The sequence below is a fragment of the Pseudomaricurvus sp. HS19 genome, assembly GCF_009857815.1.
Classification (GTDB): Bacteria; Pseudomonadota; Gammaproteobacteria; order Pseudomonadales; family Cellvibrionaceae; genus Pseudomaricurvus.
This window is the reverse complement of record NZ_WVVW01000010.1, coordinates 75,020-99,984: the sequence shown is the minus strand read 5'-3', so window position 1 is coordinate 99,984 and position 24,965 is coordinate 75,020. Positions and strand designations below refer to the sequence as shown.

General features: G+C 60.5%; 20 protein-coding genes. 7 read left to right on the top strand and 13 right to left on the bottom strand.

What is annotated here, in order from left to right:
- Positions 1–157 precede the first annotated feature (157 nt).
- On the bottom strand, positions 158–2,485 hold the full coding sequence (locus tag GSF27_RS13625) for a TonB-dependent receptor (RefSeq protein ID WP_160970021.1): 2,328 nt from the start codon (positions 2,483–2,485) through the stop codon (positions 158–160).
- 546 nt (positions 2,486–3,031) lie between these two features.
- On the opposite strand from GSF27_RS13625, the gene GSF27_RS13620 reads away from it, so the two are divergent.
- The gene (locus GSF27_RS13620; RefSeq protein WP_237457559.1) at positions 3,032–4,108 is read left to right on the top strand and encodes an AraC family transcriptional regulator; all 1,077 of its coding nucleotides are present in this window, start codon (positions 3,032–3,034) and stop codon (positions 4,106–4,108) included.
- A 65-nt stretch (positions 4,109–4,173) separates the two neighbouring features.
- Here the strand turns inward: GSF27_RS13620 and GSF27_RS13615 are convergent, their stop codons facing one another.
- The 8 genes from GSF27_RS13615 to GSF27_RS13580 all read right to left on the bottom strand — a co-directional run bounded on the left by GSF27_RS13615 (position 4,174) and on the right by GSF27_RS13580 (position 15,045).
- Entirely contained in the window at positions 4,174–5,970 is a 1,797-nt protein-coding gene (locus GSF27_RS13615) for an acyl-CoA dehydrogenase C-terminal domain-containing protein (RefSeq protein WP_160970019.1), read from the bottom strand.
- A gap of 97 nt (positions 5,971–6,067) precedes the next feature.
- Positions 6,068–6,514, bottom strand: a complete 447-nt coding sequence (locus tag GSF27_RS13610; protein WP_160970017.1) for a MaoC family dehydratase — start codon at positions 6,512–6,514, stop codon at positions 6,068–6,070.
- Positions 6,515–6,531: 17 nt separating this feature from the next.
- Positions 6,532–7,716, bottom strand: a complete 1,185-nt coding sequence (locus GSF27_RS13605) for an acetyl-CoA C-acyltransferase (protein WP_160970015.1) — start codon at positions 7,714–7,716, stop codon at positions 6,532–6,534.
- 31 nt (positions 7,717–7,747) lie between these two features.
- On the bottom strand, positions 7,748–9,865 hold the full coding sequence (locus tag GSF27_RS13600) for a 3-hydroxyacyl-CoA dehydrogenase NAD-binding domain-containing protein (RefSeq protein WP_160970013.1): 2,118 nt from the start codon (positions 9,863–9,865) through the stop codon (positions 7,748–7,750).
- 38 nt (positions 9,866–9,903) lie between these two features.
- Positions 9,904–11,712: an acyl-CoA dehydrogenase gene (locus GSF27_RS13595; RefSeq protein ID WP_160970011.1), complete on the bottom strand. Its 1,809-nt coding sequence runs from the start codon at positions 11,710–11,712 to the stop codon at positions 9,904–9,906.
- Between the two features lie 369 nt (positions 11,713–12,081).
- Positions 12,082–12,324 (bottom strand): zinc ribbon domain-containing protein, encoded by a 243-nt coding sequence (locus tag GSF27_RS13590; RefSeq protein WP_160970009.1) that lies wholly within the window; start codon positions 12,322–12,324, stop codon positions 12,082–12,084.
- Between the two features lie 218 nt (positions 12,325–12,542).
- Entirely contained in the window at positions 12,543–14,057 is a 1,515-nt protein-coding gene (locus GSF27_RS13585) for a hypothetical protein (RefSeq protein ID WP_160970007.1), read from the bottom strand.
- A gap of 214 nt (positions 14,058–14,271) precedes the next feature.
- Positions 14,272–15,045: an NAD(P)-dependent oxidoreductase gene (locus GSF27_RS13580; protein WP_304627211.1), complete on the bottom strand. Its 774-nt coding sequence runs from the start codon at positions 15,043–15,045 to the stop codon at positions 14,272–14,274.
- Positions 15,046–15,202: 157 nt separating this feature from the next.
- Here GSF27_RS13580 and GSF27_RS13575 point away from each other — a divergent pair, with 157 nt between their 5' ends.
- Both GSF27_RS13575 and GSF27_RS13570 read left to right on the top strand, forming a co-directional pair.
- Positions 15,203–16,315 carry a PQQ-dependent sugar dehydrogenase gene (locus tag GSF27_RS13575; RefSeq protein ID WP_160970003.1) on the top strand — a complete coding sequence of 371 codons (1,113 nt, stop codon included), beginning with the start codon at positions 15,203–15,205 and terminating at the stop codon, positions 16,313–16,315.
- Between the two features lie 104 nt (positions 16,316–16,419).
- Complete coding sequence (locus tag GSF27_RS13570; RefSeq protein WP_160970001.1) at positions 16,420–16,935, top strand: ferritin; 516 nt, start codon at positions 16,420–16,422, stop codon at positions 16,933–16,935.
- A 20-nt stretch (positions 16,936–16,955) separates the two neighbouring features.
- Here GSF27_RS13570 and GSF27_RS13565 read toward each other — a convergent pair whose 3' ends face one another.
- Genes GSF27_RS13565 through GSF27_RS13555 form a run of 3 tightly spaced genes read right to left on the bottom strand, consistent with a single transcriptional unit; the run spans position 16,956 to position 20,111 of the window.
- Positions 16,956–17,840 (bottom strand): LOG family protein, encoded by an 885-nt coding sequence (locus GSF27_RS13565; RefSeq protein WP_160969999.1) that lies wholly within the window; start codon positions 17,838–17,840, stop codon positions 16,956–16,958.
- Positions 17,827–19,539: a Na/Pi cotransporter family protein gene (locus tag GSF27_RS13560; protein WP_160969997.1), complete on the bottom strand. Its 1,713-nt coding sequence runs from the start codon at positions 19,537–19,539 to the stop codon at positions 17,827–17,829. Before GSF27_RS13560 ends, GSF27_RS13565 begins: the two co-directional genes overlap by 14 nt.
- Before the next feature lie 59 nt (positions 19,540–19,598).
- The gene (locus tag GSF27_RS13555) at positions 19,599–20,111 is read right to left on the bottom strand and encodes a DUF2780 domain-containing protein (RefSeq protein WP_160969995.1); all 513 of its coding nucleotides are present in this window, start codon (positions 20,109–20,111) and stop codon (positions 19,599–19,601) included.
- Positions 20,112–20,262: 151 nt separating this feature from the next.
- On the opposite strand from GSF27_RS13555, the gene GSF27_RS13550 reads away from it, so the two are divergent.
- From GSF27_RS13550 to GSF27_RS13540, 3 genes are all read left to right on the top strand, one after another.
- Positions 20,263–20,766, top strand: a complete 504-nt coding sequence (locus tag GSF27_RS13550; RefSeq protein WP_160969993.1) for a hypothetical protein — start codon at positions 20,263–20,265, stop codon at positions 20,764–20,766.
- A gap of 83 nt (positions 20,767–20,849) precedes the next feature.
- Complete coding sequence (locus GSF27_RS13545; protein WP_160969991.1) at positions 20,850–21,752, top strand: alpha/beta fold hydrolase; 903 nt, start codon at positions 20,850–20,852, stop codon at positions 21,750–21,752.
- Positions 21,753–21,841: 89 nt separating this feature from the next.
- Positions 21,842–22,276 carry a DUF6491 family protein gene (locus GSF27_RS13540; RefSeq protein WP_160969989.1) on the top strand — a complete coding sequence of 145 codons (435 nt, stop codon included), beginning with the start codon at positions 21,842–21,844 and terminating at the stop codon, positions 22,274–22,276.
- Between the two features lie 21 nt (positions 22,277–22,297).
- On the opposite strand, the gene GSF27_RS13535 is transcribed toward GSF27_RS13540, so the two are convergent.
- Positions 22,298–22,993, bottom strand: coding sequence for a sterol desaturase family protein (locus GSF27_RS13535; protein WP_160969987.1), 696 nt, complete (start codon positions 22,991–22,993; stop codon positions 22,298–22,300).
- A 142-nt stretch (positions 22,994–23,135) separates the two neighbouring features.
- Here GSF27_RS13535 and GSF27_RS13530 point away from each other — a divergent pair, with 142 nt between their 5' ends.
- A complete protein-coding gene (locus GSF27_RS13530; RefSeq protein ID WP_202410451.1) occupies positions 23,136–24,935 on the top strand; it encodes a sodium:proton antiporter in 1,800 nt (599 codons plus the stop codon).
- Positions 24,936–24,965: the final 30 nt, after the last annotated feature.

Below are 24,965 nucleotides of genomic sequence, written 5' to 3'. Positions count from 1 at the left end.
AGAGCACCGGGTCCGGGCAGATTAGTCTGGGAATGACGGGCACAGGCCCGCCAACCGACCGCCAGGCGGCGGCTTGTATTACAGATAACGAAGGGAAGAACGGAGCCGACGGGCGACAGCCCTGCAAACACAGGCACTGCCACCGCCGGCTGATACATCAGAAGTTGTACTGAACTTCGGCGCCGTAGACACGGCCCTTGGACAACGGCGCGAAGGTACCGGAGCCAACCGTCGCCGACAGCTGGGTATCACCGCCGTGCTTAACCTCGTTCAACAGGTTGCGGCCATAGATTCCAAACTGCCAATGACCGTCGTTGCTGTAGAAATCAATACCGGCATTAACGATATCCTGCTCCATAATGTAGCCCAGATTATCGTCTGTGTAGGCTGATTCATCGCGGTAAGCGTAACTGACCCGGGTGGCCATGGAACCCCAATCCCCGATTTCCAGCTCATGGGTCATGCCGACGCTGTAGGTCCACTCCGGTGCACGGGGCAGGTCCAGCGACTTGTCTTCGGAGTCGATATTGCCGTCACCGCTGATGTCGTACTGGATGCTGGTGTACTCGGCATTGAGCCAGCCAACAGAGGCATTCAGCACCAGGTTATCGGTAATGGAGAGCACACCATCCATCTCAATACCCCAGATATCCGCATCGGCGGTATTACGTACCACCTGAATTACACCCAGAGGGCCAACACCGCGGTTGATTTCCCGCTGCATATCAGAGACATCGTTGTAGAAGACGGCGGCATTCAGACGGCCCCTTTCAAAGTCAGCCTTGAAGCCCACTTCGTAGTTATCCACCTGCTCCTCATCAAACGGCCCGGGCACATCGGCTGGATCCGGAGAGGTGTTACGCAGGTTATAACCCCCGGAGCGGAAACCGCGGGTCCAGTGGGTATAGAGCAACGTGGTGTCACCCAGCTGATAGGTAAAGCCCAACTTGGGAGAGACACTGGTCCAGCTGTCGTCATCCTCGAAATCCGTATTACACTTGCTTTCACCGGAGGACGGGGAGACCAGGTTACAGCTGCTGCCTGGCAAGCCTACGCCGGACACATTGGCAATCATGGAGGCAATCTGCGCCTCTTTCTCCTCGCGGGTGTAGCGCAAGCCGGTAGTCAATGTCAGCCGGTCGGTCAGTTGATAATCCACCGCCCCGAACACAGCCATGGTCTCTACCGAGTAGTAGCCACCACCATCAGCCACCCGGAAGGGGACTGCATTGCCGGTGAGAGCGCCCAACAGGTTACGTCGCTCGTGGTAATCCGCATCCATATTGAAGTAGTAGACACCGGTGGTTACCGTGGCATTGCCGAAGGTGCCGGTGTAGCGCAGCTCTTCACTAAACTGCTCGGACTCCAGCCAGGTGGAGGAGTGGAACAGCCAGGCCGGCTGGGAATCGATATCCCCGAGGGTATCCGCGTCGTAAGCGCGCCAGCCAATGATATTGGTAATGGTGCCATCGCCAAAACCTACATCCAGATTGACTTCCATGCTGGCAGAGTTGGTTTCGGTTTCCGAAAAGCCATGCTCGTCGATGGAGAAATCAAAACTGTCACGGTCATTGTTGACCGGTGTGCCCGGCACACCGCTGCCGTTGGTATGGGACTGGGCGGCCGGTCCGTCACCATCGGTCTCGCTGTGTTCGGCGCGCAGGATAATTTCCAGATCGTCGGTTGGTGTCCAGACACCGACACCGCGATACATGGTCTGCCGCAGCTCACCAAAGTCTTCACCGTTGTAGTCGTTTTCAAACCAACCGTCATCTTCGTTCAGGTAAGCGGTAAATTTGGCAGCGAAAGTGTCGGTCAGGGGTCCGCCCACAGAAGCCATGGCGTAGCGGTTCAGGCCGCCTCCTTCGTCACCGCCATCCACAGCGGCACGCACGGACATCTCGAATTCATCACCAGGCTTTTTGGTATTGAGGAGGACCGCACCACCGGTGACGTTGCGCCCGAACAGGATACCCTGGGGTCCGCGCAGCACTTCCACGCTCTCGATATCGAACATGTCAAACACCAGGCCGGAGGAGAGTCCCATGTAGACGCCGTCCACAAAGACACCCACGGTCGGGTCGATGGAGATAATGGAGCTGTTAATACCCAGCCCGCGGATGGAGAAGTTGGCGTAGCCCTTGGCCGACCCGGCATCGTCCAGTGAGACGTTGGGCATGGCCACGGACAGGTTACTGAGGTCACGAACCTTTAATGCTTCCAGCTGGTCAGAGCCGTACGCACTTACCGCCAACGGAACATCCTGGATGCTCTCTTCGCGCTTACGCGCACTTACTACAACCTCTTCCATCAGCGCCTGCGACGCGCTGCGTTTGGCCGGGGCCTGCTCCTGAGCCTGTGCCGCAGGTGCCGCGGAGACAGCAACCAGACCACTGGTGATGACGGCGGCAACAGCACTGCGCAATGAAAACGATGGGTGTCTTTGATGTACCAGAGAGACGTTATTGTTTGAGGTACTCTCCATGAATTGCTCCTGTTTATTATTATGGAACTTATTTTTTCATGCCTATGGCACAGTCAGCAGCTGTTGTCATTGAACAGCTGTGAGCGGCCGAACCGATCATGATTGCTGCTGCGACCCAAAACCACACAGCCCCTTTTGACAGCAGCGATCAGTGTGACTCAGTCTATAAAATACGCCCCGGCCAACAATAACAATTTCTGCCATAGTAAATGGCAAAATTAATCGCCCGCCCGCCGTCGGCAACAGCCTGGCCGGGGCGCAAAAATTCTCTTCCTGGCATCACCCCCGCTGCCGTTTCAATAGGTAACACACAGTCTTCGTTGCGCCGCTTTTTGTTACCGATATTGCAACAAGACACGGTTACCCGTCACTGATACCAAGGCTCGCAATTTGAAATTTACCCGATGGTGTACCCCGTGTTCTGTGGTAGGCTTAACCGTTCTGCCACACCCAATAACATAACACTAACGGGCAGTACGGGATCGAGCTCCAGATCGGCCACAGCGCCAGACCAGCTCCCCGTAATCACGACGAGGCCAGCGCTTTATGGGAACGGAAATGATTGGTGCCGAAGAGATCACCATTCCGGCCAGCTATATATCCAATCTTCTGCGACAGGTGGAACAGAGCGGCTACGATCCGGAAAAACTGTTTGCCGACCTCACCATTAGCCGCGAGCAACTCACCAGCGAACGCTACTGCTCAGCTCCCCTGTACGGAAAACTTTATCAACGTGCCATGCTCGCCATGCAGGACGAGTGGTTCGGGATGCTCAGCGGCGGCAAAATCCGCTCCGGGTCATTCCGCATGCTCTGCCTGCTGATGGTGCAGTGTAAAAACCTGCGCCAGGCGCTGATGCGTGCCTGGGAGTTTGGACGCATCTGCCGGGGCTTTAAAATCAGCCAGAAACTGGAAGTCGAGGGCGATGTAGCCCGGATTCGGCTGGCACCACTGGAAGGCGTCAGCGAAGCGGAGTTTCGCGCGCTGCTGCAACAGGCCGAGCCGGTCAAGGTACGCACTACGCTCGCCGCCTCCCAGCACCACTGGAGCTGGCTGATTGGCAGTGAAATAAAGATTATCCGCACCTGTTACGACTTCCCCAAACCGGATCAGGATTGGGAGATGGCGCAGATCAACGTCGACACCGAAGAGTTCGACCAGCCCTTCAGCGGCTTTGAATTCCCGGCAAAATACCTGGACTACTCCATTATCCAGACCGAAGAGACGATGGAGAACTTTATCCGTACCGCTCCTTTCGGCCTGCTGATTAACCTGGACAGCGGCAACAGCACCAAGGCGCGAGTCAAATCCATTCTCAACCAGAATGTGGGCCGCACCATGCTCGGTGCCGAGCGGGTGGCCGACCGTCTCAACATGTCAGTCACTACCCTGCGCCGGCACCTGCAGATTGAAGGCACATCGTTTCAACGACTGAAGGATGAATGCCGCATGGAGGCTGCCTTCCACTACCTGGCCTGCCCCGACTTCAGCAACCGCGATATTGCTGACCGCCTGGGTTTCGACGAGCTGAGTGTTTTCTTCCGCGCTTTCAAGAAGTGGACCGGCGTTACCCCCGGCCAGTACCGTGCCTCGCTGACAGGCGCGCCCGCCACCGACAACTGATTCTGCAGCCATAAAAAAGGCCGGGGATCTCTCCCCGGCCACAGGCTGCACCGATCGTCGGACAATTACAGTCCGAACACACCCTCACCCATATCCATCAGATTGTCTGCGCCGGAGCGAATGCTGCTCGCCAACGCCTGCGCCCTTGGCAGCAGGCGCTCACAGTAGAAACGGGCATTGGCAATCTTGGCGCGGTAGAAGTCGCCGTCACCGGAGCCCTGCTCCAGGGCCTGCGCCGCCACCGCGGCGCCACGCACCAGGAAGTAAGCCAGGGTGGCGTAACCGGCGATCATGAGATAGTCATAGGCGGCTGCGCCGATGGCGTTTTTATCGCCCGCCATCGCTTTGGCCCCCACCTCTTCCGTAACGCTCTGCCACAGCTGCAAACTCTGCTGCACGCTCACCACCAGCGGTGCTACGGCATCGGGCTGGCCCTGCTGGCAGAAGGCTGTCACCTGCTTCATAAACGACTCCGCCACCTTGCCACCGGAGGCGAGGATCTTGCGCCCCAGCAGATCCAGACCCTGGATGCCGTTGGTGCCTTCATAGATAGCAGTAATACGGGTATCGCGATACTCCTGCTCCATGCCCCACTCGGCAATGTAGCCGTGACCTCCCAGCACCTGCACGCCGTTAGAAGTGGCCTCCATACTCATCTCGGTGATGAAGCCCTTGGCAATCGGCGTCAGCAGCGCCAGCTCGGTCTCGGCCCGCTCACGTTCGGCGGCGTCGGCGCTGTCGTGACTGATGTCCACCAGTTGCGCGCAGTAGTAGTTGAGCAAACGCGCGCCCTCGGCCAGCGACTTCTGGGTCAGTAACATGCGCCGTACATCGGGGTGGGCAATGATGGGGTCCGCCGGCTTGTCCGGCAGTACCCGCACCGGTGCGCGCATCTGTACCCGTTCTTTGGCGTAAGCCAGGGCGCCCTGGAACGACGACTCAATATGCGCCTGGCCCTGCTGAGCCACACCCAGTCGCGATTCGTTGATAAAGGTGAACATGGCGCTCATGCCTTTGTGCGGGGCACTGATAAGGTAGCCCCTGGCACTGTCAAAGTTGAGCACACAGGTGGCATTACCGTGAATACCCATCTTGTGCTCAATGGAGCCGCAGGTAACGCCGTTGCTGTCACCCGCATTGCCTGACTCATCGATCCAAAACTTTGGCACCAGAAACAGGGAGATACCGCCGACGCCCTCGGGCGCATCCGGCAGTCGCGCCAGTACGATATGGACGATGTTTTCGGTCAGGTCGTGGTCGCCAGCGGAGATAAAAATCTTGCTGCCGCTGATGTTGTAAGTGCCATCATCGTTAGGCGTGGCTTTGGTACGCAGCAGGCCAAGGTCGGAACCGCAGTGGGATTCGGTCAGGCACATGGTGCCGGACCAGTGACCGCTGATCAGCTTGGGCAGGTAGCGCTGCTGCAACTCCTCGCTGGCGTGGGCGGCGACCGTCTTGATTGCACCCCAGGAGAGACTGGGATACATGGACCAGGCGTGACTGGCGCTGGCCAGCATCTCGTAGACAAAGGCGTTGACGGAGGATGGCAGGCCCTGCCCGCCCAACTCCACTTTCTGCGACAGGCCCGGCCAGCCACTCTCGATAAACTGATCGTATGCGGCCTTGAAGCCTGTAGGCGTGGATACCTTGCCATCCTGCCAGCGACAACCTTCACGGTCGCCCACCGGATTCAGGGGGCTGACCACCTGCTCGCAGAATTTGGCCGCCTCGTCCAGAATCGCCGCCACGGTATCCGGGGTGGCATCTTCCGCGCCTGGCAGGTTCTGGTAGTGCTGGTCGAATTTTAAAACTTCGTTTATCGCAAACTGCATATCGCGCAACGGCGCCTTGTACTCAGGCATTTTCTTTCTCCATAAATCTGTTAATAGGTGCTGACCGGTTTGGTCGTCAGGCCACTCGGGCACCAGTTAATTCAGGCATCGGGCGCTGCCATCAGCGTCAGGGTTCAATCACCATCAACAGGGATTGCGCCACCAGTGCCGGTTTCTCCGCACCCTCGATCTCAACGGTGGTATTCAGTCGCACCAGGGTACGCCCCGGTCCCTTCTCCTCCACCGACGCCACACTGGCGCTGAGTCGCACCCGGTCGTTGCTGCGCACCGGTTGCAGGTAACGCAGGTTGTCAGTGCCATAGTTAACCGTCGTCACCTGCTCGCTGGTATGCGGGGCCAGCAGTGGATAGAGCCAGTGAGGGATCAGCGACAGCGTCAGCAGGCCATGGGCGATGGTGCCGCCGAAGGGTGTTTGCGCAGCCGCTTCCGGATCCACATGAATAAACTGGTGATCACCGGTGGCATCAGCGAAGGCGTTAATACGCTGCTGATCCATCTGCAACCAGTCACTGACACCCAGCGACTCTCCCACCAATTGCTGCCAGCAAGTCATGGCGCAGCTCCCGGCCCTCAGGCCACTTCAAACAGGCCAGCGGCACCCATGCCGCCACCAATACACATGGTCACCACCACATAGCGGGCACCACGACGCTGACCTTCGATCAGGGCGTGACCCACCAGTCGGGAGCCGGTCATGCCATAGGGGTGGCCAATTGAGATACCACCGCCGTTGACGTTGTAGATCTCCGGGTCAATGCCCAGGGTGTCGCGGCAGTAGAGCGCCTGACAGGCAAAGGCTTCGTTCAGCTCCCACAAGCCGATATCGTTGATGGTGAGGCCATGCTGTTTCAGCAGTTTGGGAATCGCATAGACAGGACCGATACCCATCTCCTCCGGCGCGTTGCCCACCACAGTCATGCCACGATAGATGCCCAGTGGAGCCAGGCCACGCTGTTCTGCCAGCTTGCGCTCCATCAGCACACAGGCAGAAGCACCATCGGAGAGCTGGCTGGCGTTGCCGGCGGTAATACAACCACCTTCAACAACCGGCTCCAGCGCTTGCAGGCTGGCCAGGGTGGTGGAGGGGCGATTGCCTTCATCCTTCGCCAGGGTGACCTGCTGGTAACTCACCTCTTTGGTCTCCTTGTTGAACAGCGCCTGGGTGGCCGTGATCGGTACGATCTCGCGATCAAAGCGACCCGCCTCCTGGGCTGCTGCCGTACGCATCTGCGAGGAGAGTGCATACTCGTCCTGCGCGTCACGACTGACACCGAACTTCTTCGCCACAAACTCCGCGGTCATCAGCATGGGCATATAAGCGTGTTCGGCGCGGGCGATGACATTGGGGTCGGCTTGCGGACCACAGGCACCGAAGTAGGCTTCCTGACACGCCGAGATATTGTCCTGACCGCCGGCCACCACCACATTCATGCCATCCACCATGATCTGCTTGGCGGCAGTCGCAATGGCCATCAAGCCGGACGAGCATTGGCGATCGATGGTCTGGCCGGAAACGGTAACCGGCAATCCCGCCGCCAACGCCGACAGGCGACCGACGTTGATGCCGGCAGTGCCGGTGTTGAGTACCGAACCGATGATCACATCTTCAATTTCACCCGGGTCCACACCGGCGCGCTGCACAGCGTGGCTGATAGCGTGGCCCTGCAGGGTTGGCGACTTGATGTTATTCAGGGCACCTTTAAACGCACGACCAATGGGTGTGCGGGCGGTAGAGACTATCACTGCTTCTTTCATGGTTTTTTCCTTGCTGAATTCCGGTTAATGCTCAAACTTTCCTGAACGCGCGAAACGATTTTCCCCCGGCGGCCAACTGCTGCAACAGCGGCGCCGGACGGAACCACATCTCGCCGTACTCACCCAACTGCTGGCGATACTTGTTAATACCGTCTACCACGGTTTGCAGTCCGATCTCGTCGGCGTACTGCATGGGGCCACCACGCCAGGCGGGGAAGCCGTAGCCGTTGACGTAGATAAGATCACAATCGCTGGAGCGGGCCGCGATGCCCTCCTCCAGAATCAGGGCGCCTTCGTTGATCAGCGGGTAGAGGCAGCGCTCGAGGATTTCCTGGTCGGAGATCTCACGCTGCTCCACACCGAGTCGTGCCGCTTCGGCCCTGGCAATGGTGAGCACATCCGGGTTGGGGGATTTTTCACGGCCGTTGTAAATGTAGAAACCGCGGCCGGTTTTCTGGCCGCAGTCGCCCTGCTCATAGAGACGGTCACACACCACCGCGTAGCTGGGGTCGTGGGCGATGGCAGCGCGATGGGCCTGGCGCGTGAGGTAACTGATATCAATACCCGCCAGGTCACTCATGGAGCAGAGTCCCATGGCCAGGCCGAATTCGGTCAGCACCCGGTCGATCTGTTCCGGCGCAGCACCCTCCAGTACCAGGCGGGTAGCCTCGCGACCGTAGGGCTCCAGCATGCGGTTGCCCACAAAACCGAAACAGACACCCACCACCACGGGCAGTTTTTTGATGCGCTGGCCGAGTTTCAGAACCGTGACGATCACATCGTCGGCGGTTTTGTCAGCGCGTACGACTTCCAGCAGGCGCATGACATTGGCCGGACTGAAGAAGTGCAGACCAATCACATCCTGTGGCCGACGGGTCACCGCGGCGATCTCGTTCACATCCAGGGTGGAGGTGTTGGAGGCGAGGATAGCGCCTGGCTTGCACACTTCATCCAGGGTTTTGAAGACGGCGTGTTTGACTTCCATCTTTTCAAACACCGCCTCGATCACCAGGTCCACATCGCGCAGGTCATCGTAGCTGGTGGTGGGTTGCAGCAGCGCCATGCGCTGTTCAACCTGCTCCGCGGTGAGCTTGCCCTTCTTCGCACTGATCTCGTAGTTGGTACGAATAACACCGATACCCCGCTCCAGCGCCTCGCCATTCAGGTCCAGCATCAGGGTGGGAATACCGGCGTTGATAAAGTTCATGGCGATGCCACCACCCATGGTGCCAGAACCGATAATGGCCACCTTCTCCACCTTGCGCGGCGGTGTTTTCGGATCCACTCCCGGTACCTTGCCGGCAGCACGCTCGGCAAAAAAGAGGTGCTGCTGGGCGCGGGCCTGAGGTGTATTCATGCACTCAACGAACAGCTCCGCCTCACGCTGCAAGCCAACCTCCAGTGGTTGATTGCAAGCAATCTCCACCGCCTGGATACAGCGCTCCGGCGCGTAGAAGCCGCGACTGCGGCGGGCAATGGCCTGACGGTAGTCGGCAAAAAAGCTGTCACCGAGCGCCCCGGTTTTGGCCGGCATCTGTGCGCAATCCCGCAGCGGTGCCTTGCTGTCCACCAGCTCGTTGGCGTAGGCAATGGCGGCGTCCAACAGAGTGGCCGCATCACCGTGGACACGGTCAATCAGGCCAGCTTCCTGCGCCTGTGCGGCGGCCACCGGCACCCCGGAGACAATCATATCCAGCGCCAGGTCGACGTTGATCAGTCGCGGCAAACGCTGGGTACCACCGGCACCGGGAATAATGCCCAGGCTCACTTCCGGCAGCCCCACACGGGCTTTGGCATCGGCAATGCGATAGTCGCACACCAGCGCCAGCTCCAGGCCTCCGCCCAGGGCCATGCCATTGATGGCCGCCACCACGGGCTTGTGACTCAGCTCAATGGCTCGTAACACGCCGGGCAGGTTCGGCTCGGCGCCAAAGTTGCCACTGCCAAATTCGACAATGTCAGCACCACCACAGAAGATGGGTGATGACGAAGCGATCACTACCGCACGCACACTGTCGTCAGTACTGGCGCGGGCAAAGGTCTCCTGAATGCCGGCGCGCAGCGCCTGCCCCAGGCCGTTGACCGGTGGCGCGTTCAAGGTAATCAACGCGATACCATCGCGAATTTCGTAGAGCACCGGAGCTGTCATCTGTGCCTCCCTGATGAGTGATTGTTGGTAAAAAGGATTTATTGGAACCACTCGTCGCGCATGGCGAGCGGCGTGACATTGAGGCTCTGCAGCAACTGCAGTTGCGGCTGGATCTGGGGCAGTTCCCACTCCAGGTAGTAGCGTGCCGCCTGCAGCTTGCCGAGATAGAAATTCTGTTCGTCGAGGTGCAGGTCAGCATCCTGCAAATGGCGTGCAGCGATCACTGCCTGCCGCAGCCAGATCCAGCTGACAGTGACCCGACCGAATACATCGAGATAGAGACTGGCGTTGGCCAACCCGGTATCGGGATCGCTGCGCAGCAGGGGTAACAGCCGCTCGGTGATGGCCTGCAGCGCGTCGCAGGCAGCTGCCAGCGGCTGGGCCAGTTCACGGGTATCGCTGAACACCTTGGCCTGCGCCACCGTGTGAGCCATCTGTCGCTGCAGCAAGCGCAGCCCCGCCATCTGTTGTGCCGGCACCTTGCGTCCCAGCAGGTCGATCGCCTGTATACCTTCCGTGCCTTCGTGAATGGGGTTGAGGCGCTGATCACGGTAGTACTGCTCCACCGGGTATTCACGGATATAACCGGAACCCCCCAGCACCTGTATCGCCAGCTCGTTGGCCAGCAGGCCGTAGCGCGACGGCCAGGACTTCACCACCGGCGTCAGCAGGTCCAGCAGTAATGCCGCCTCACTGCGCTGCAACTCACTCTGCGCCGTGCGCGCATCCTCCACCAGGGAGCTGGCGTAAAGGCAAAGCGCCAGCGCGCCTTCGGCGTAGGCCTTCTGCGCCAGCAACATGCGTTTGACATCGGCGTGCTCAACAATAGGCACCTGTTTGCTGTCGCTGTCCTTACAGGAGGGCAGACGCCCCTGAGGGCGACCACGGGCGTATTCGAGGGAAGCATTAAAACCCTGGTACGCCAGTGAGGCAGCGCCGGTACCGACGCTGATGCGGGCCTCGTTCATCATCTGGAACATGTAGGCCAATCCCTTGTGGGGCTCACCCACCAGGTAACCCACGGCACCACCCTGCTCCCCAAACGACAACACGGTGGAGGTGGTGTTGCGATATCCCATCTTGTGCAGCAGGCCTGCCAGCGCCACATCGTTACGCTCTGTGGGGTTACCGTCGGCGTCCATCAGGAACTTGGGCACGATAAACAGGGAGATGCCTTTCACCCCGGCCGGCGCGCCTTTGATGCGCGCCAGAACCATATGCACGATGTTGTCGGTCAGCGCCTGGTCGCCACCGGAGATAAACATCTTCTGGCCGCTGATGCGGTAACTGCCATCCTCCGCCGGCACTGCCGTGGTGGTGATATCCGCCAGCGCCGAGCCCTGGGCTGGCTCCGTCAGGGCCATGGTGCCGGCACAGCGACCGTCGCGCATGGCCGGAAGGTAGCACTGCTTCTGATCCGCACTGCCAAAACTGTCGATCAGGTTGGCGGCGCCAATACTCAACATGGGATAGGCGGCGCTGCTGACATTGGCAGCGCTGAAACAGGCCATAGCGGCACGCAGCACCACCTCCGGCAGCTGCATGCCGCCCTCGTCAAACGGGCAGTGGGCAGCGAGAAAGCCGGCGTCGGCAAACGCCTGCCACGCCACTTTCGTCTGTGGAATCTGATGTACCACCCCATCCACAAACTGTGGTTCGCTGGCGTCACCCTGCTGGTTGTGATTGGCAAAACAATCGGCGGCGATACCGCGGGCGATTGCCAACGCGGCATTAAAGGTTTCCACCGAATGTTCGCGATAGGCGTCGCGGCTCAACAGTTTTTCGACTTGCAAAAACTCATAGAGCAGAAAATTCAGGTCGCGCTCGTTCAGTAATTTCGCGGACATAACGACTCTCTTCCGGCACGGAGTGACAATGAAGCGGACGCGGAGCTGTTATGGATTTATTTCCCCGGCCGTTATCGTGCAGCACCAGTGTCTGGTCTGCTGCACAGCATGGGGGAAGTGTATGTAGGGGGGGGAGCGGCTCTCAATGGCAATTCCTGCCAATGTGAATTACCAAATTGCACCAGCGGGGACCCGCTCCTGCAGGAGCGCGGTCCCCTGCGCGATCTTTTGGCTAGGAGCTAGGAGCTAGGAGCTAGGAGCTAGGAGCTAGGAGCTAGGAGCTAGGAGCTAGGAGCTAGGAGCGTCAGGGTAATACGATAGCGGGGTGACGCAAGAGGGTGTGGGTGTGGGTGTGGCTGTGACTGCGGCTTAACCGCAGCCGCCACAACCACCGCCCACCTGGCAGGGCGGCACGGAATTCTTCAGGGAGTTGGACTTCACCACCTGACCGCCATTGGCCAGTCGCTCCACCGGCGTATCGGCGGGTGTGTCGCCGGCATCAATCCCGGCCATCCGGGACAGTTCACCCCAGGAGGTAAGTTTGATTTGCATACTGTGCTGCACTTCCACTACTCGCTCGTTGGCCGCACAGAAATAGTCGTAGGTTGGCATAGGGGGTCGACTCCACAAGCCGCTGGACACAGGGGATGGCCAGCGGTTTTCCAATAATCCGGCGCCAGATTATGCAATCCGGCGGCGACGGCTGTACAGCACCGCTGCCTTGGCTGCCTGCGGTTCGTGGGCCTTGCTTGATCTGCATCAGTATTCCTTGATCACCACGCTTGCGGCACTGTCGCAGCGGGAGCTCCGTGTACACGGAAATTGGACTCTCAATCCGGCCTGTCTCGTGAATCGCCTTTCCTCTCGTCGTCTTTGCCGTCGCCACCATTTTCCGATGCGTCTTTCCCCGAATCATGTTGGCGCGATCTATCCTCCAGTGCCCGCTCGCTGTGATGCTCCAGCGACTCACGGATGGCGCGTTCATAACCCAGCAGCTCCCCCGGCGAACCCGGGTGAATATGCACGCCGCTGAGGGTAATCCCCGCCTGCTCCCGTCGCCCCTGCAACCAGCTCAGCAACCAGACACAAAAGACTGCCAGCGCCACAGAGCCGACGGCAATGTACAAGCTCAAGCGTCCGTAATCAGGCCAGACCCGACTGGCGCTGGAGGGGTCGGCAATCACGGTCACCTGTGCCTGTCGGTCAAACTGACGGGCCTCCAGCTGCGCCCGGCGCGCCAGGGTATCGCGATGCAACTGTTCCAGCCTGGCCAGGTCGGTCACCAGTGCCTCATGCTCGGCAAATACGGCCGTTACCTCTCTCGCCTCCGCCTTGCCCGCGGCAAACTCTGTCTTCAGGTTTTGCACCACGCGCTGCGCCCGCTCGTACTCCTGCTGCGTTTCTTCCAGGGCGCGCCTGTCACCAGCGGCCTCGATGGTCTGCAACTCCCGCTGCAGCGCCGCCACCTCTTCGGGGATCTGCCGTAACTCAGGCTGCAAATTGATGTAGTCGCGGGTGTAGCGCTGCCTCAGCACTGCCAGTTTGGCTTGCCCGGCGTTGAGGCGATTACGCAAGTCATTCACATACTCCAGCTGACTGGGCGCGATCACGGTTTTACCTTCGCGCTGCGCCGCCTGCGCCTCCTGCAGCTGCGACCGGGCTTTTACCTCCGCCTCCATGGCGGCATTCAGGGACGCATTGAGGCCGCGCAATCGTGACAGCACCTCATTTTCCTCGCGCTCGGCAGAGACGATATTGTGGGTTTCCCGGAAGCTGTCCAGCCGTTCACGCGCCCCCCGGACCTGCGCTGAAATCTGTGCCAGCTGACGATCAAGATCAATTTTGGTCTGTCCCACATTGCGTGTGACATCATCAGCCCGCATCGCCTGGTACTCCGTTACCCAACTGCTGACCAGCACGGGAAGCATAAGCGGATCGCTGCCCTCGGCAATGAGGTTAAGGAGATTTGTCCCCTCTACCGGCTGTGCCTGCAGCAGGGCACGAATATCGCTGACCGGGAGTCCGGCGCCACCGCTCGACTGCCCCATCCGCGCGGAAGTAAGCGCCAGCAGTTTTTGCCCCAGCAGGATTTCCCGTTGAATGGCCACCTGCTGCACATCCGCGTCTCCACTCTCCTGGTCGATGGCGACCGGCGCGGAAATCAGTAACGTCGCGCTGCTGCGATAAAGCGGGTTAAGTAACAGCAGTACGGAGAAGCCAATTACCAGGCACAGCCCCAGCACCACTGCAAACACCCTGAAGCGGGGCGTACGCCAAACGTCCCGCTCGCCCGGGAGAACAGCGCCGGCATAAAGGCCCTGCCGGTAAGATGCATACTGCTCCATAGATTTGCCCTGACCCGCTCTGCAGAGATGGTGAGCCGGGAAAATATCATCCGACACAGATTCCCGGCCTGTAACCCGGATACTGTTGAGTGTAGTCAAAGATACTGCTGCAAGGCCCTGGCCCCGCCGGAAGCTGCGCTGACCGGGAAGAGAGTCACAACTCCGGCGCGGGGATTTACCTGCATAACACAATCCCGGCTGCCGCGGCGGTGGTTTAGCGCAGGCATCCAGGGTCCAGCCCCAGCGTCTCCACCAATGCCAGCGCGGTGGTGCGATCCTTGTCGATAAATGCCCCTGCCGACTGCTGCAGTCGCGCCACCGAACCACTGCGCTGCGCCATGCGTAACACGGCGCTGTCACCACTGCAGTGGGTGATCGCCGCCAGGCTGGCATTCACATCGGCTCCCAGCTCCTGCAGCAAACGGCTGGCATCGGCGGCCAGTTTCACCTGGGCAGCAAACAGCAGGTTGTTTACCAGTTTGGTTTTCTGTCCGGCACCTAATGGCCCGACGTGGAGGATGGGACTGGCGTAGGCGCCCAGCACCTCGCGGCAGCGATCCAGCGCGGCCGCCTCCCCGCCCACCAGCAAGGTCAGTTCACCGGCAGCGATATTGTGGGGGCCACCGCTGACCGGCGCATCCAGCACCTGCACCTGCCGCGCCGCCGCCCGGGCAGCGATGTCGGTGGCGGTTTGCGGGCTGCCGGTGGTGTGCAGCACCAGCACGCTGCCGGGGCGCAACTGATCCACCAGCGCCGCCTCCCCCAGCAACAGCTCACGAACCTGTTCATCACTGTACAGGCAGACAATCAACAGATCGGCCTCTGCCGCCAGTGCCGCGGCCGAGTCCACAGCAGAGGCTCCCAACTGGCCGGCCGCCTCACCCACCTCCCGACGGCGGGCGAATACCGATACCTGATGACCACTGCCGCACAAGCGCTGCAGCATAGGCATCCCCATCACACCGAGTCCTATCATTCCAACTTTCATCGCTGTCCTCTGTTACCGCTATCGTCGGCGGTATGACCCACACCCGGCGGGCGTCACTGCACTGCCCGCGTCAATCGGTTAGGCTATCATCAATCTTCCCATCATGATCGTTGCCATCATGATTGACCTTGCAACGCTGAATCACCGGACCACTCCCATGACGCTTCCCACCCGCACCCTGCTGTTATCCATACTGCTTGTCGCCAGCGTGGTGCTGGCCTGTACCACCCGTATAAGCCAGGCTGACAGCGACTCCGTCACCGAAGTCGCACGCGACCTGGGGATTCCCTGGGGCATGGCGTGGGTCGCCCCCGGACAGCTGATCGTCACCGACCGCAACGGCCGTGCCGCGCTGGTCAACAGCGATTCCGGTGACGTTGCATGGTTGAGCGGATTGCCACCGGTTTATGCCCGTGGTCAGGGCGGGCTGCTGGACGTGGCCGTGCCCCCCGCCGGCGAGGCCGGGGGCTGGATCTACTTCACTTACAGCAAGCCGCAAGCAGCCGGTGCCGTGACCACCCTGGCCCGCGCAAGGCTGTCTGAGCGCCAGCTCACAGACTGGCAGGAGCTGCTGGTCACCCGCTCCGCCTCCGGCACCAGCCGCCACTTCGGCAGCCGTATCGCCTTTGATGGCCAGGGGCACCTGTTCTTCTCTGTCGGCGATCGTGGCCACCGCCCCAATGGCCAGGACCTGATGACCCACGCCGGCACCATCCTGCGTCTTAACCTGGACGGCAGCCTGCCCGCCGACAACCCCTTTGCCGGTCGCAGTGACGCCCTGCCGGAGATTTACAGCTACGGCCATCGCAACCCGCAGGGACTCTGCTACGACCACAGCCGCGGCGGTCTCTGGGCCAGTGAACACGGCCCCCGCGGCGGCGATGAGATCAACTGGATTACGGCGGGCAGCAACTACGGCTGGGCCACCGTCTCCCGGGGCAAGGAGTACAGCAGCCCCGCCTGGGTGGGCGACTACCGCCACAAGGCCGGTATGGAAGAGCCGCGCAAGGTCTATATCCCCTCCATCGCCCCCGGCAGCCTGCTCTGTTACAGCGGTGGCCATCAGCCATGGCGTGACAGCCTGTTTCTCGGTGCCCTCAAGCTCACCCACCTGAACCGGGTCACCATCGGCAAGGAAGGAGATCTGACCGCCGAGGAGCGGCTGCTGGAGAAGCAGGGGTTGCGCATCCGCGCCCTGTTGCAGGGGCCGGCGGGCGAACTCTACCTCACCACCGATGATGGCCGCCTGCTGCGCATGAAACCAAACTGACAGGGAAGAACCCCGGAAGGACGCTGACGCCAACTGCCGGCAATAACCCTGTATAATGTGCGTCAATTATTCACCACTTACCCACGTTTATCACGGAGACACCCATGATCTCGCAGGCAATGCAAAGCGCGCTGTCACAGCAGCTCAACGATGAGTTCTATTCCGCTTACCTCTACCTGGCCATGTCCGCCTACTGCAACCACACCGACTTCAATGGCGCCGCCAGCTGGTTGAAGGTGCAGTACGAGGAAGAACATATCCACGCCACCCTGATCTACAACTACCTCATCGAACAGGGCGTGCATGTGGAGCTGCAGAGCATCCCCAAACCGCCGTCGGAGTTTGGCGCCCTGCTGGACGTGTTCCAGTCGTCCCTGAAACACGAACAATTGATGACCCAGAAGCTGAATGAGCTGAGCGACCTGGCGCTGAAGGAAAAGGACCACGCCACCTACAACCTGTTGCAGTGGTTTGTGAAGGAGCAGGTGGAAGAGGAAGCCACCGTCAGCGGCATTATCTCCAAACTGAAACTGGTGAAGAACGATGGCTATGGCCTGCTGATGATCGACAACGAGCTGGGCAGCCGCACCGTCGCCACCACGGCTACTCCTGCTCCCTGAGTCACAGCACCCTGAAGCGGCTATTCCGCGGACTGTAACTCCCAGGCCTGGCTGAGGATCTGCCAGGCCTCTTCATGGGAATCGACGATGTGGAACAGGTCCAGGTCCTCTTCGTCGATGGCCCCCTGCTCCACCAGAAAGTCAAAGTCGATCAAGCGCGTCCAGTACTCCCTTCCCAGCAGGATTACCGGCAGATGCCCTACCCGGCCGGTCTGGATCAGGGTCAGGGTTTCAAACAGCTCATCCAGTGTGCCAAAGCCGCCGGGGCAGGCGATCAGGCCGACGGCCCGCAGCAGGAAATGCATCTTGCGGATGGCAAAGTAGTGAAACTGGAAACAGAATTCGGGGGTGATGTAGGGGTTGGGTTCCTGCTCGTGTGGCAGCACGATATTAAGCCCGATACTCTTGCCGCCGGCCTCCTCGGCACCGCGATTGGCGGCCTCCATAACGCCGGGCCCGCCACCGGTAACCACCACATACTCCTTGCTGCCGTGACTCATGGAGACTTCGGTAATGCGCCGCGCCAGCAACCGCGCTTCATCGTAGTAGCGGCTGTTGCGCAACACCCGCTGGGCACGACTGAGTTTGCGCATCAGGGTTTCGTTACCCGGGTCGCCCAGCAACTGCTGCTCCAGGTCCGCCAGTTGCTGCAATGCCTTCTCCTTATCCTGGAAACGGGCGCCACCAAATACCACCACGGTGGACTCGATGCCGTGCTCCTGCTGCACCATATCCGGCTTCAGCCACTCCAGCTGCAGGCGCACAGCGCGCAGCTCATCGCGCAGCAGGAAATCCTGGTCGGTGAAAGCGAGCCGGTAAGAGGTACTGCGCGGGTAATCGCAGGCCAGCTGCATGTCATCCCTCGCCGAGGGAAAAATATTGCGGCGTTTCTTATGTTTTTTCATTCTCGCCCTCCAGGGCAACAGCCTCGTCACTCTCCCCGGGGTCGGCAGTCTCCTGCCCGGGTTGATCCCGGCTATCTGTGAGCTTGTCGGTAATGCCGGTAACGTCATGCAGGCGCTGCAGGTAGCGCATGGCCTTCAGCCACTGCCGCGCCAGATGCAACTGCAACGCCGCCAGCTCTACCTGCACCAGCATCTCTTCAAACGGTAATTGATGTTCGGTGGTCACCACCAGCAGTCGCGCCTTGAGCATATCGTGCTCGGTCTGCAACTGCGTCTGGGCCTGCTCGAAATCCTGCTGCAGCAGTTCGGCGTGGGAGATATCGCTCTCCAGCACCCCGCAGAAACGCTGCCGAAAACGCTCCAGCTCGGTTCGCACGGCCAGCGGCAGCTGGCCATCCAGCGACACATTCAGCGTGTAGAGCTGATTGATCTCGTGCAGACAGCTGAGCAGGTACTGATCCACCCGCAGCAGCGACGCCAGCTGCTGGGTACTCTCTTCAGACAGGGGTTCGCGGGATACCTCCATCAGGAAATGCGACACGGCAGCGGCCAGCTGACGGATGTGGGTGGATTCAGTGTGCAGGCCATTGCCATCCAGCTGCTGCCGGCTTACCGCCAGCGCCAGCTGCGCAGTGCGCCCCGCCAGCGCCTCCAGCTCCTGTACCAGGGCGTTGACCGCCAGCGCCGGTGTGGCCGCCACCGTGCTGTCGATAAAACGGGGCAGCGCCGGCGCCGCCTCACGACTGCGGAAACGCTGTTCCAGCCAGCTCGCGAGGCGATTGTTAAAGGGCAGCACCAGCAATACCCCCAGCACATTGAACACGGTATGAAACAACGCCAGTGTCACGGCCGGCTCGGCATCCAGCTCCAGCAGGCGACCGAGCGCGTCCAGCAACAGAAACAGCAGCGGCAGCAACAGCAACGCCACCACACCCGTACCGACATTAAAGATCACCTGGGCCAGGGCAACACGACGGGAGTTGGAGGTGGCGCCAATAGAAGCCAGCAAAGCGGTGGAGGTGGTACCGACATTGGCACCGATAATCATGGCCGCCGCGGCGTTGAGGGAGACCAGGCCGGAGGAAGCGGCGGCAATGGTAATGGCAATGGAGGCGCTGGAGGATTGCGCCAGTACGGTCATGGCGATACCCGCCAACAGGAACAGCAATACACTGCGCAACCCGGTGGTCGCCAGTGTGCTCACATCAAACGTCGCCACCAACCCTTCAAAAGCTCCCTTGAGCAGGTCGATACCAACAAAGAACAGGCCAAAGCCCACCAGCGCCAGGCCATAGGCAGCGGCACGACCGTCGGGACGCAGCAGGCGTATCACCATGCCGACACCGATCATGGGCAGGGCGAAGGCCTGCACGTCGAGCTTGAAGCCCACCGCCGCCACCAGCCAGGCGGTGATGGTGGTGCCGATATTGGAACCGTACACCACCCCCAGCGCCTGCCGCATACTGAGCAGGCCGGCGTTGACGAAGCCTACGGTGGCCACAGTCACCGCACTGGAGGACTGCACCAGCGCGGTAATCAGGAAACCGGAAGCGATACCGCGCAGGTCAGTCTGGGTCCAGTTGGCCAGTATGGTGCGGAGGGAATTGCCGGCCGCCTGTTTCAGGCCGTCGGTCATCAGACCCACCGCCAGCAGGAACAGGCCCAGGCCTCCGAGCAGGGTACCCGCAACAGTCAGCATGGCGCCGGTCTCACCGATGCATGCCCATGATCAGTTGAGACTGCGACTGTTCACAGTGCTTACCAGAGAGCGCCCAGCGCCCCGGCCAGTTCACTGGCACCGGTGTTGGCGACCGCCGACTCCAGCAGCGGGGTAAAACTGCTCACCATACTGCTGTCCATACCCAGGGTTTCGAAACCACTGTTGACGTCCGCCATGCTCTTGACGCTGCCGGTAAGCTGGCTGCCCAGACCGCTCAGCATGCTGCTGCCGGAAGAGGATGAGGTGGGTAACAGCGCCTTGAGCTGGCTGGCGTAGCTCTCCGGCAGGTTATTGCTGGCGTAACTTACCAGCAGGCCGAGGCCGGCGGTCGCCTGGGACTTACTGATGCCCAGCTTGTCCGTCAGCTGCCCCACCAGCATATCGGTCAACCCACCTGAGCCGCTGCCTCCGGTGCTGCCGCCCGCGGCCGTAGGCTCCGAGGCGGCTCCGCCCAGCAGATCCCCAAGCCCCAGTGCCTGCGCCGGGCCACCCGCCAGGGAGAACAACATTGTCGCCAGCAATGCGCAACCGGTTACTTTCCTGAATTCCATAACAGCTTTCCTTGTAGTGTCAGTACCCGTGTTATCGGCACCGGCGTTATTCAGTTACTGCAGTATACGTCAGCCGCCACAACTTGTGGCCACCCCCCGCCCCGTACTACCCTTCTGGCCGCTGTCTTTTATCACTGCGGAGCCCTTGCCCATGCGCCACCTGTTTGTTGCCACACTGTGGTCCCTGCTGTTGAGCCACCCACTCACCGCCAGCGCCACCGGTGCACCGCCAGTGCCGGATTTCAACGCCCTGGAAAACCAGTTCGGCGCCGCCTGGCAAGCCGGGCAAACACCGTTACAGCTGCTGTTTGTGGACGACATGGGCGGCAATAAAATGCTGCGCCGCGCGCTGGAGGTAAGTGATCACACGTGCCTCAGCGATGGCCGTCTTGTCTATGTGGCTGACATCAGTGGCATGCCGGGCCTGATCGCCCGCGCCATTGCCCTGCCGCGCATGCGCAAACTTGATTACCCGATTTGGCTGGATCGCAACGGTGACGCCACCGCAATGCTGCCACGCCAGGAAGAGGGTGTAATCCTGCAGAACACTGGCGGCGGCGATGTCGAGCGCTTCAGCGACGGCGCCCTGCTACTGGCCAGATTACTGGAACTTTGTGGCACTGCTGTGGCGGAGGAAGCCGGGGCAGAGCCATAACCCATACCCTGGACAGTTCGATTTTTGCCCGCGCGCTGGTTATGCTTGCAGGCTGCAATTGTGAAACGTGGTAGCTGTAACTGATGACAACTGACTCCCCTGTGGCAGGCGCGACCCCGTTTGTCCCGCCTGCCGATGCCCCCTCCTGGTTTCTCGACAACCTTAACCACCCCGGCGAATCCCGCTATGCCACAGTCAACGGCAAGCGGGTGCATTTCCTCTGCTGGAACTGGCAGCGCACGGAACTGCCGGTGCTGGTACTGGTGCATGGTTTCTGTGGCAACGCCCACTGGTGGGCCTATCTGGCACCGTTCTTTACCGACCGCTACCGGGTGATTGCCATCGACCTGCCGGCCATGGGTGACAGCGATCACCTGGACCGCTACGAGGATGACAACTGTTACGCCGACGGCATTGTGGGAGTGATCCGTGAACACAACCTGGGGCCGGTCACCATCGCCGGTCACAGCTTCGGCGGTGTGCAGACCATCCGCGCCCTGGCGCTGGCGCCGGAACTGTTCCGGCAGGGACTGATCATCGACAGCATCGTGCGCTTTCCACCGGAGGAGACCATCCCCCTGATCAAGCCCCGCGATCACCTGCGCAGCCGTGCCACGCAGCTGGAGTGCCAGCGTGAATTCCGCCTGGCACCACCGCAACCGGATTACATCGAGGCACTGGTGCAGTACATCGGCTACCACTCCTGCCGGGTGACGGCAGAGGGCTGGAGCTGGAAATTTGACCCCAGGGCCATCAATGTTGGTGAGCTGCGCCAGCTGGAGTTGCTGCAGAAGGTAACCACCCCGATCAGCACCATTTATGGAGAGCTGAGCCTGTTCAGCGACAACGGTCGTCCGCAGCGAATTCTGGAGAGTTTCCTCTGCGGTGAGCGACTGATCGTCATCCCCAAAGCGCACCACCACCTGATGACCGATCACCCCCTGCAACTGGTGGAAGCCATGAACGCACTGCTGCACCCTCTCTGAGGTGCAGCTCTGAGGTGCAGCGCCGAACCCCGGCCCTCCTCCGCGGTCATAGAGGGAGCGCAACTGGCCAACCATCCGGAGGAACGCCTATGTACCACCCCACCCTGCTGCAGGCAGTGATCACCCTGACCCTGCTGGGCGCCACCCTTGCCTCCACTGTGCGTGCCGAAGAGGAGCGTCATGATACGACTCCCATCCACGAGGAGGTCGCCGGGACGGCAACCGTGGATAGCCTGCCGATCAACCGCATTGACCGCATAGACGTGGTTGATCGCCAGACCCTGCTGTTCTACCTGAACAACAGCGAGGTTTACCTTAACCGCCTGCCCAGGCCGTGCATCGGCCTGAACAAGCACAGCGCGGTGCTCTACAAGACGTCACAGCCGCGCTTGTCAGCGCTGGATATCATCACCGTGTTGCGCTCCGGGGGCAGCGATATGGAACGAGGTGCCAGCTGTGGCCTGGGTAAGTTTGAAATGATCAGCGCCGAGGACGCCAAGGCGCTGAAAAAATCCACCTCCTGAAGACGGCTGTAATCCCCCCGATCAAGGCTCGCTGCGATCGCGGGGCAGATGAGATGGGTTGTGTTTGGTGCCAAACAGGTGATCGAACAGCGGAAAGGTAATGTTGAAGTTAACCTTGCTCATCAATTCCCGGCGGTGGTGAATCAGGTGATTCACCCCCAGGCTCTTGCTGAAAGGTACAAAGCGGAACAGCGAGTCATCGCGGCAGTGGTAGGAGTAGTGCAGTACCTCATACAGCAGGTAATAGACCGCACACACAAACAGGAAGAAATACCCCTCACTGCTACCGAACAGAATAAACAGTGGCAGTGAACCCACCACAGCACCGGCGGAAATCGAGAACAGGTACAGGATCGGCAGGAACACGCCCATCAGGTCGCGGTCATCCTCAATCAGGTTTTTATCCCGGTCAAAGATAGCGTGGTGGATGGTGACGTGTTCAAACATAAACCCCAGCAACGGCATCTTGCGGTGCATGGGGTAACGGTGAATCCAGTACTCCACCAGATTGGCGATCACAAAGTAGAGAAAAAACAGCGGCAGGTGGTGAGGCCTGAAGTCCACCTGGCTGGCAAGGCCGACGCAGAGCGTGAGAATAATGGCGAACACCACCCGGATATAGAGCCTGCCGTTGGTGATATACAGAAACCTGGGCCCCGCATCCCTGGGCACATACTCTTCCCGGAAATATTTGCGAAAGCTCTCTGTTTTGTCCATCACCACACCCCGCATCCGTACTTTGGCCCTGTAGTATTATGGATTTACCCGTCACAGGAAAGCCGGGCAGGGTGCTGATTGCGCCAAACTGATACCTGTGCAACAGGAAGAGCACTGACAACAATCAAAACAGGAGTGGGGAATGACACTGGATCTGCCGGCAGCCATGATGCTGGGCCTGATTGGCCTGTTGGGCTTTGGCTGCCAATGGCTGGCCTGGCGCATCAAGGTACCTGCCATCCTGTTCCTGCTGATCACCGGTATCCTGCTCGGACCTGCCCTGCAGCTGTTGCGACCCGATGAACTGTTCGGCGACCTGCTGTTTCCCTTTGTCAGCCTGTGCGTCGCCATCATCCTGTTTGAGGGCAGCCTCACCCTCAAGTATGTGGAGCTGCGGGAGATCGGCCCCACAGTGCGCAACCTGGTGGCTCACGGCGCCCTGATAAATGCCCTGGTCACCACCCTCGCCGCCCACTGGCTGGTGGGGCTCAGTTGGCCACTGGCCGCCCTGTTTGGAGTGATTATGGTGGTCACCGGGCCGACCGTGATTGTGCCCATGCTGCGCACAGTGAAGCCCAACAGCCGCATCGCCAACACCCTGCGCTGGGAGGGTATCGTTATCGATCCCCTGGGCGCCCTGCTGGCGGTGCTGGTGTTCGAAGCGATTCTGGCCCAGAGCGCCGGTCGTGACTGGGGCCACGCCCTGCTGATCTTTGCCGAGACCCTGGCCACCGGCTTGCTGGTGGGCGCCCTGGCCGGCTACCTGTTCGGCCTGCTGCTGCGCCATCACTGGATTCCCGCCTACCTGCAGAACTTCGCCGCCATCGCCTTTGTCACCGGTGCATTCGCCTTTTCCAACACCTATATGCACGAATCCGGGCTGCTCACCGTCACCGTGATGGGGATCTGGCTGGCCAACATGCCCCGCGTCCACACCCGCGACATCCTCAACTTCAAGGAGAGTCTTACGGTGGTGTTTGTCTCGGTGCTGTTTATCCTGCTGTCAGCACGGCTGGATGTGTCCGAGCTGCTGGGCATCGGCTGGGCGGCGCTGGCAGTGTTATTGACCGTACAGTTGCTGGCGCGACCACTGAAGGTGCTTATCTCTACCCTGGGCAGTGATTTCAGCTGGCAGGAGCGACTGTTTCTCGCCTGGATCGGCCCCCGCGGTATCGTTGCCGCTGCTGTCTCGGCGGTGTTTGCCCTCAAGCTGGAGGCCGCCAATATCGCCGAGGCGCGGTTGCTGGTGCCGCTGGCCTTCAGCGTTATTATCGGCACAGTGCTGATCCAGAGCCTCACTGCCAAACCGCTGGCCCGGGCCCTGGGCGTGAGCGCCGCCGACCGCCGCGGCTACCTGATCATCGGCGCCAATCGGGTCGCCATTGCCATTGCCAAGGCCCTGCGCGAGGCCGGCGTTAACACCCTCCTCTGCGACCGCAACTGGCGTCACCTGGCCCGCGCGCGGATGGAGGGGCTGGAGACCTACTTCGGCAATCCCATCTCGGAGCACGCCGAACTGTACCTGGACCTGAGCAGCCTCAACGGTATGCTGGGCCTGTCGCCACAACCGTCCACCAACACCAGCGCCGCATTGCGTTTTCGCGAGGATTTCGGCGGCGGTAATATCTTTTTACTCTCCGTCCCCGATGAGGAGCGTGGCAGCGGCAAGAACCGTATCAGCCCGCTCTACAGCGGTCGGCGCCTGTTCGGCGAGGAGGTCAACTACTATACCCTCTCGGAGCAACTCGACAGCGGCGCCAGAATCAAGGCCACACAGCTCAGTGACAGTTACGGCTTCAGTGACTGGCAGGCCGAAAGCGACAACGCCACCGCGACGCCGCTGTTTGCCCTGGACAGCCGAAACAAACTACACTGGGCCACCCTGGATCGGCCCCTGCAGCCCAAAAGCGGCTGGCAGATTTTTGCCCTGGCAGACAGCTGATCCGCCCCCGACAGCCCCCTGTGTAGCACC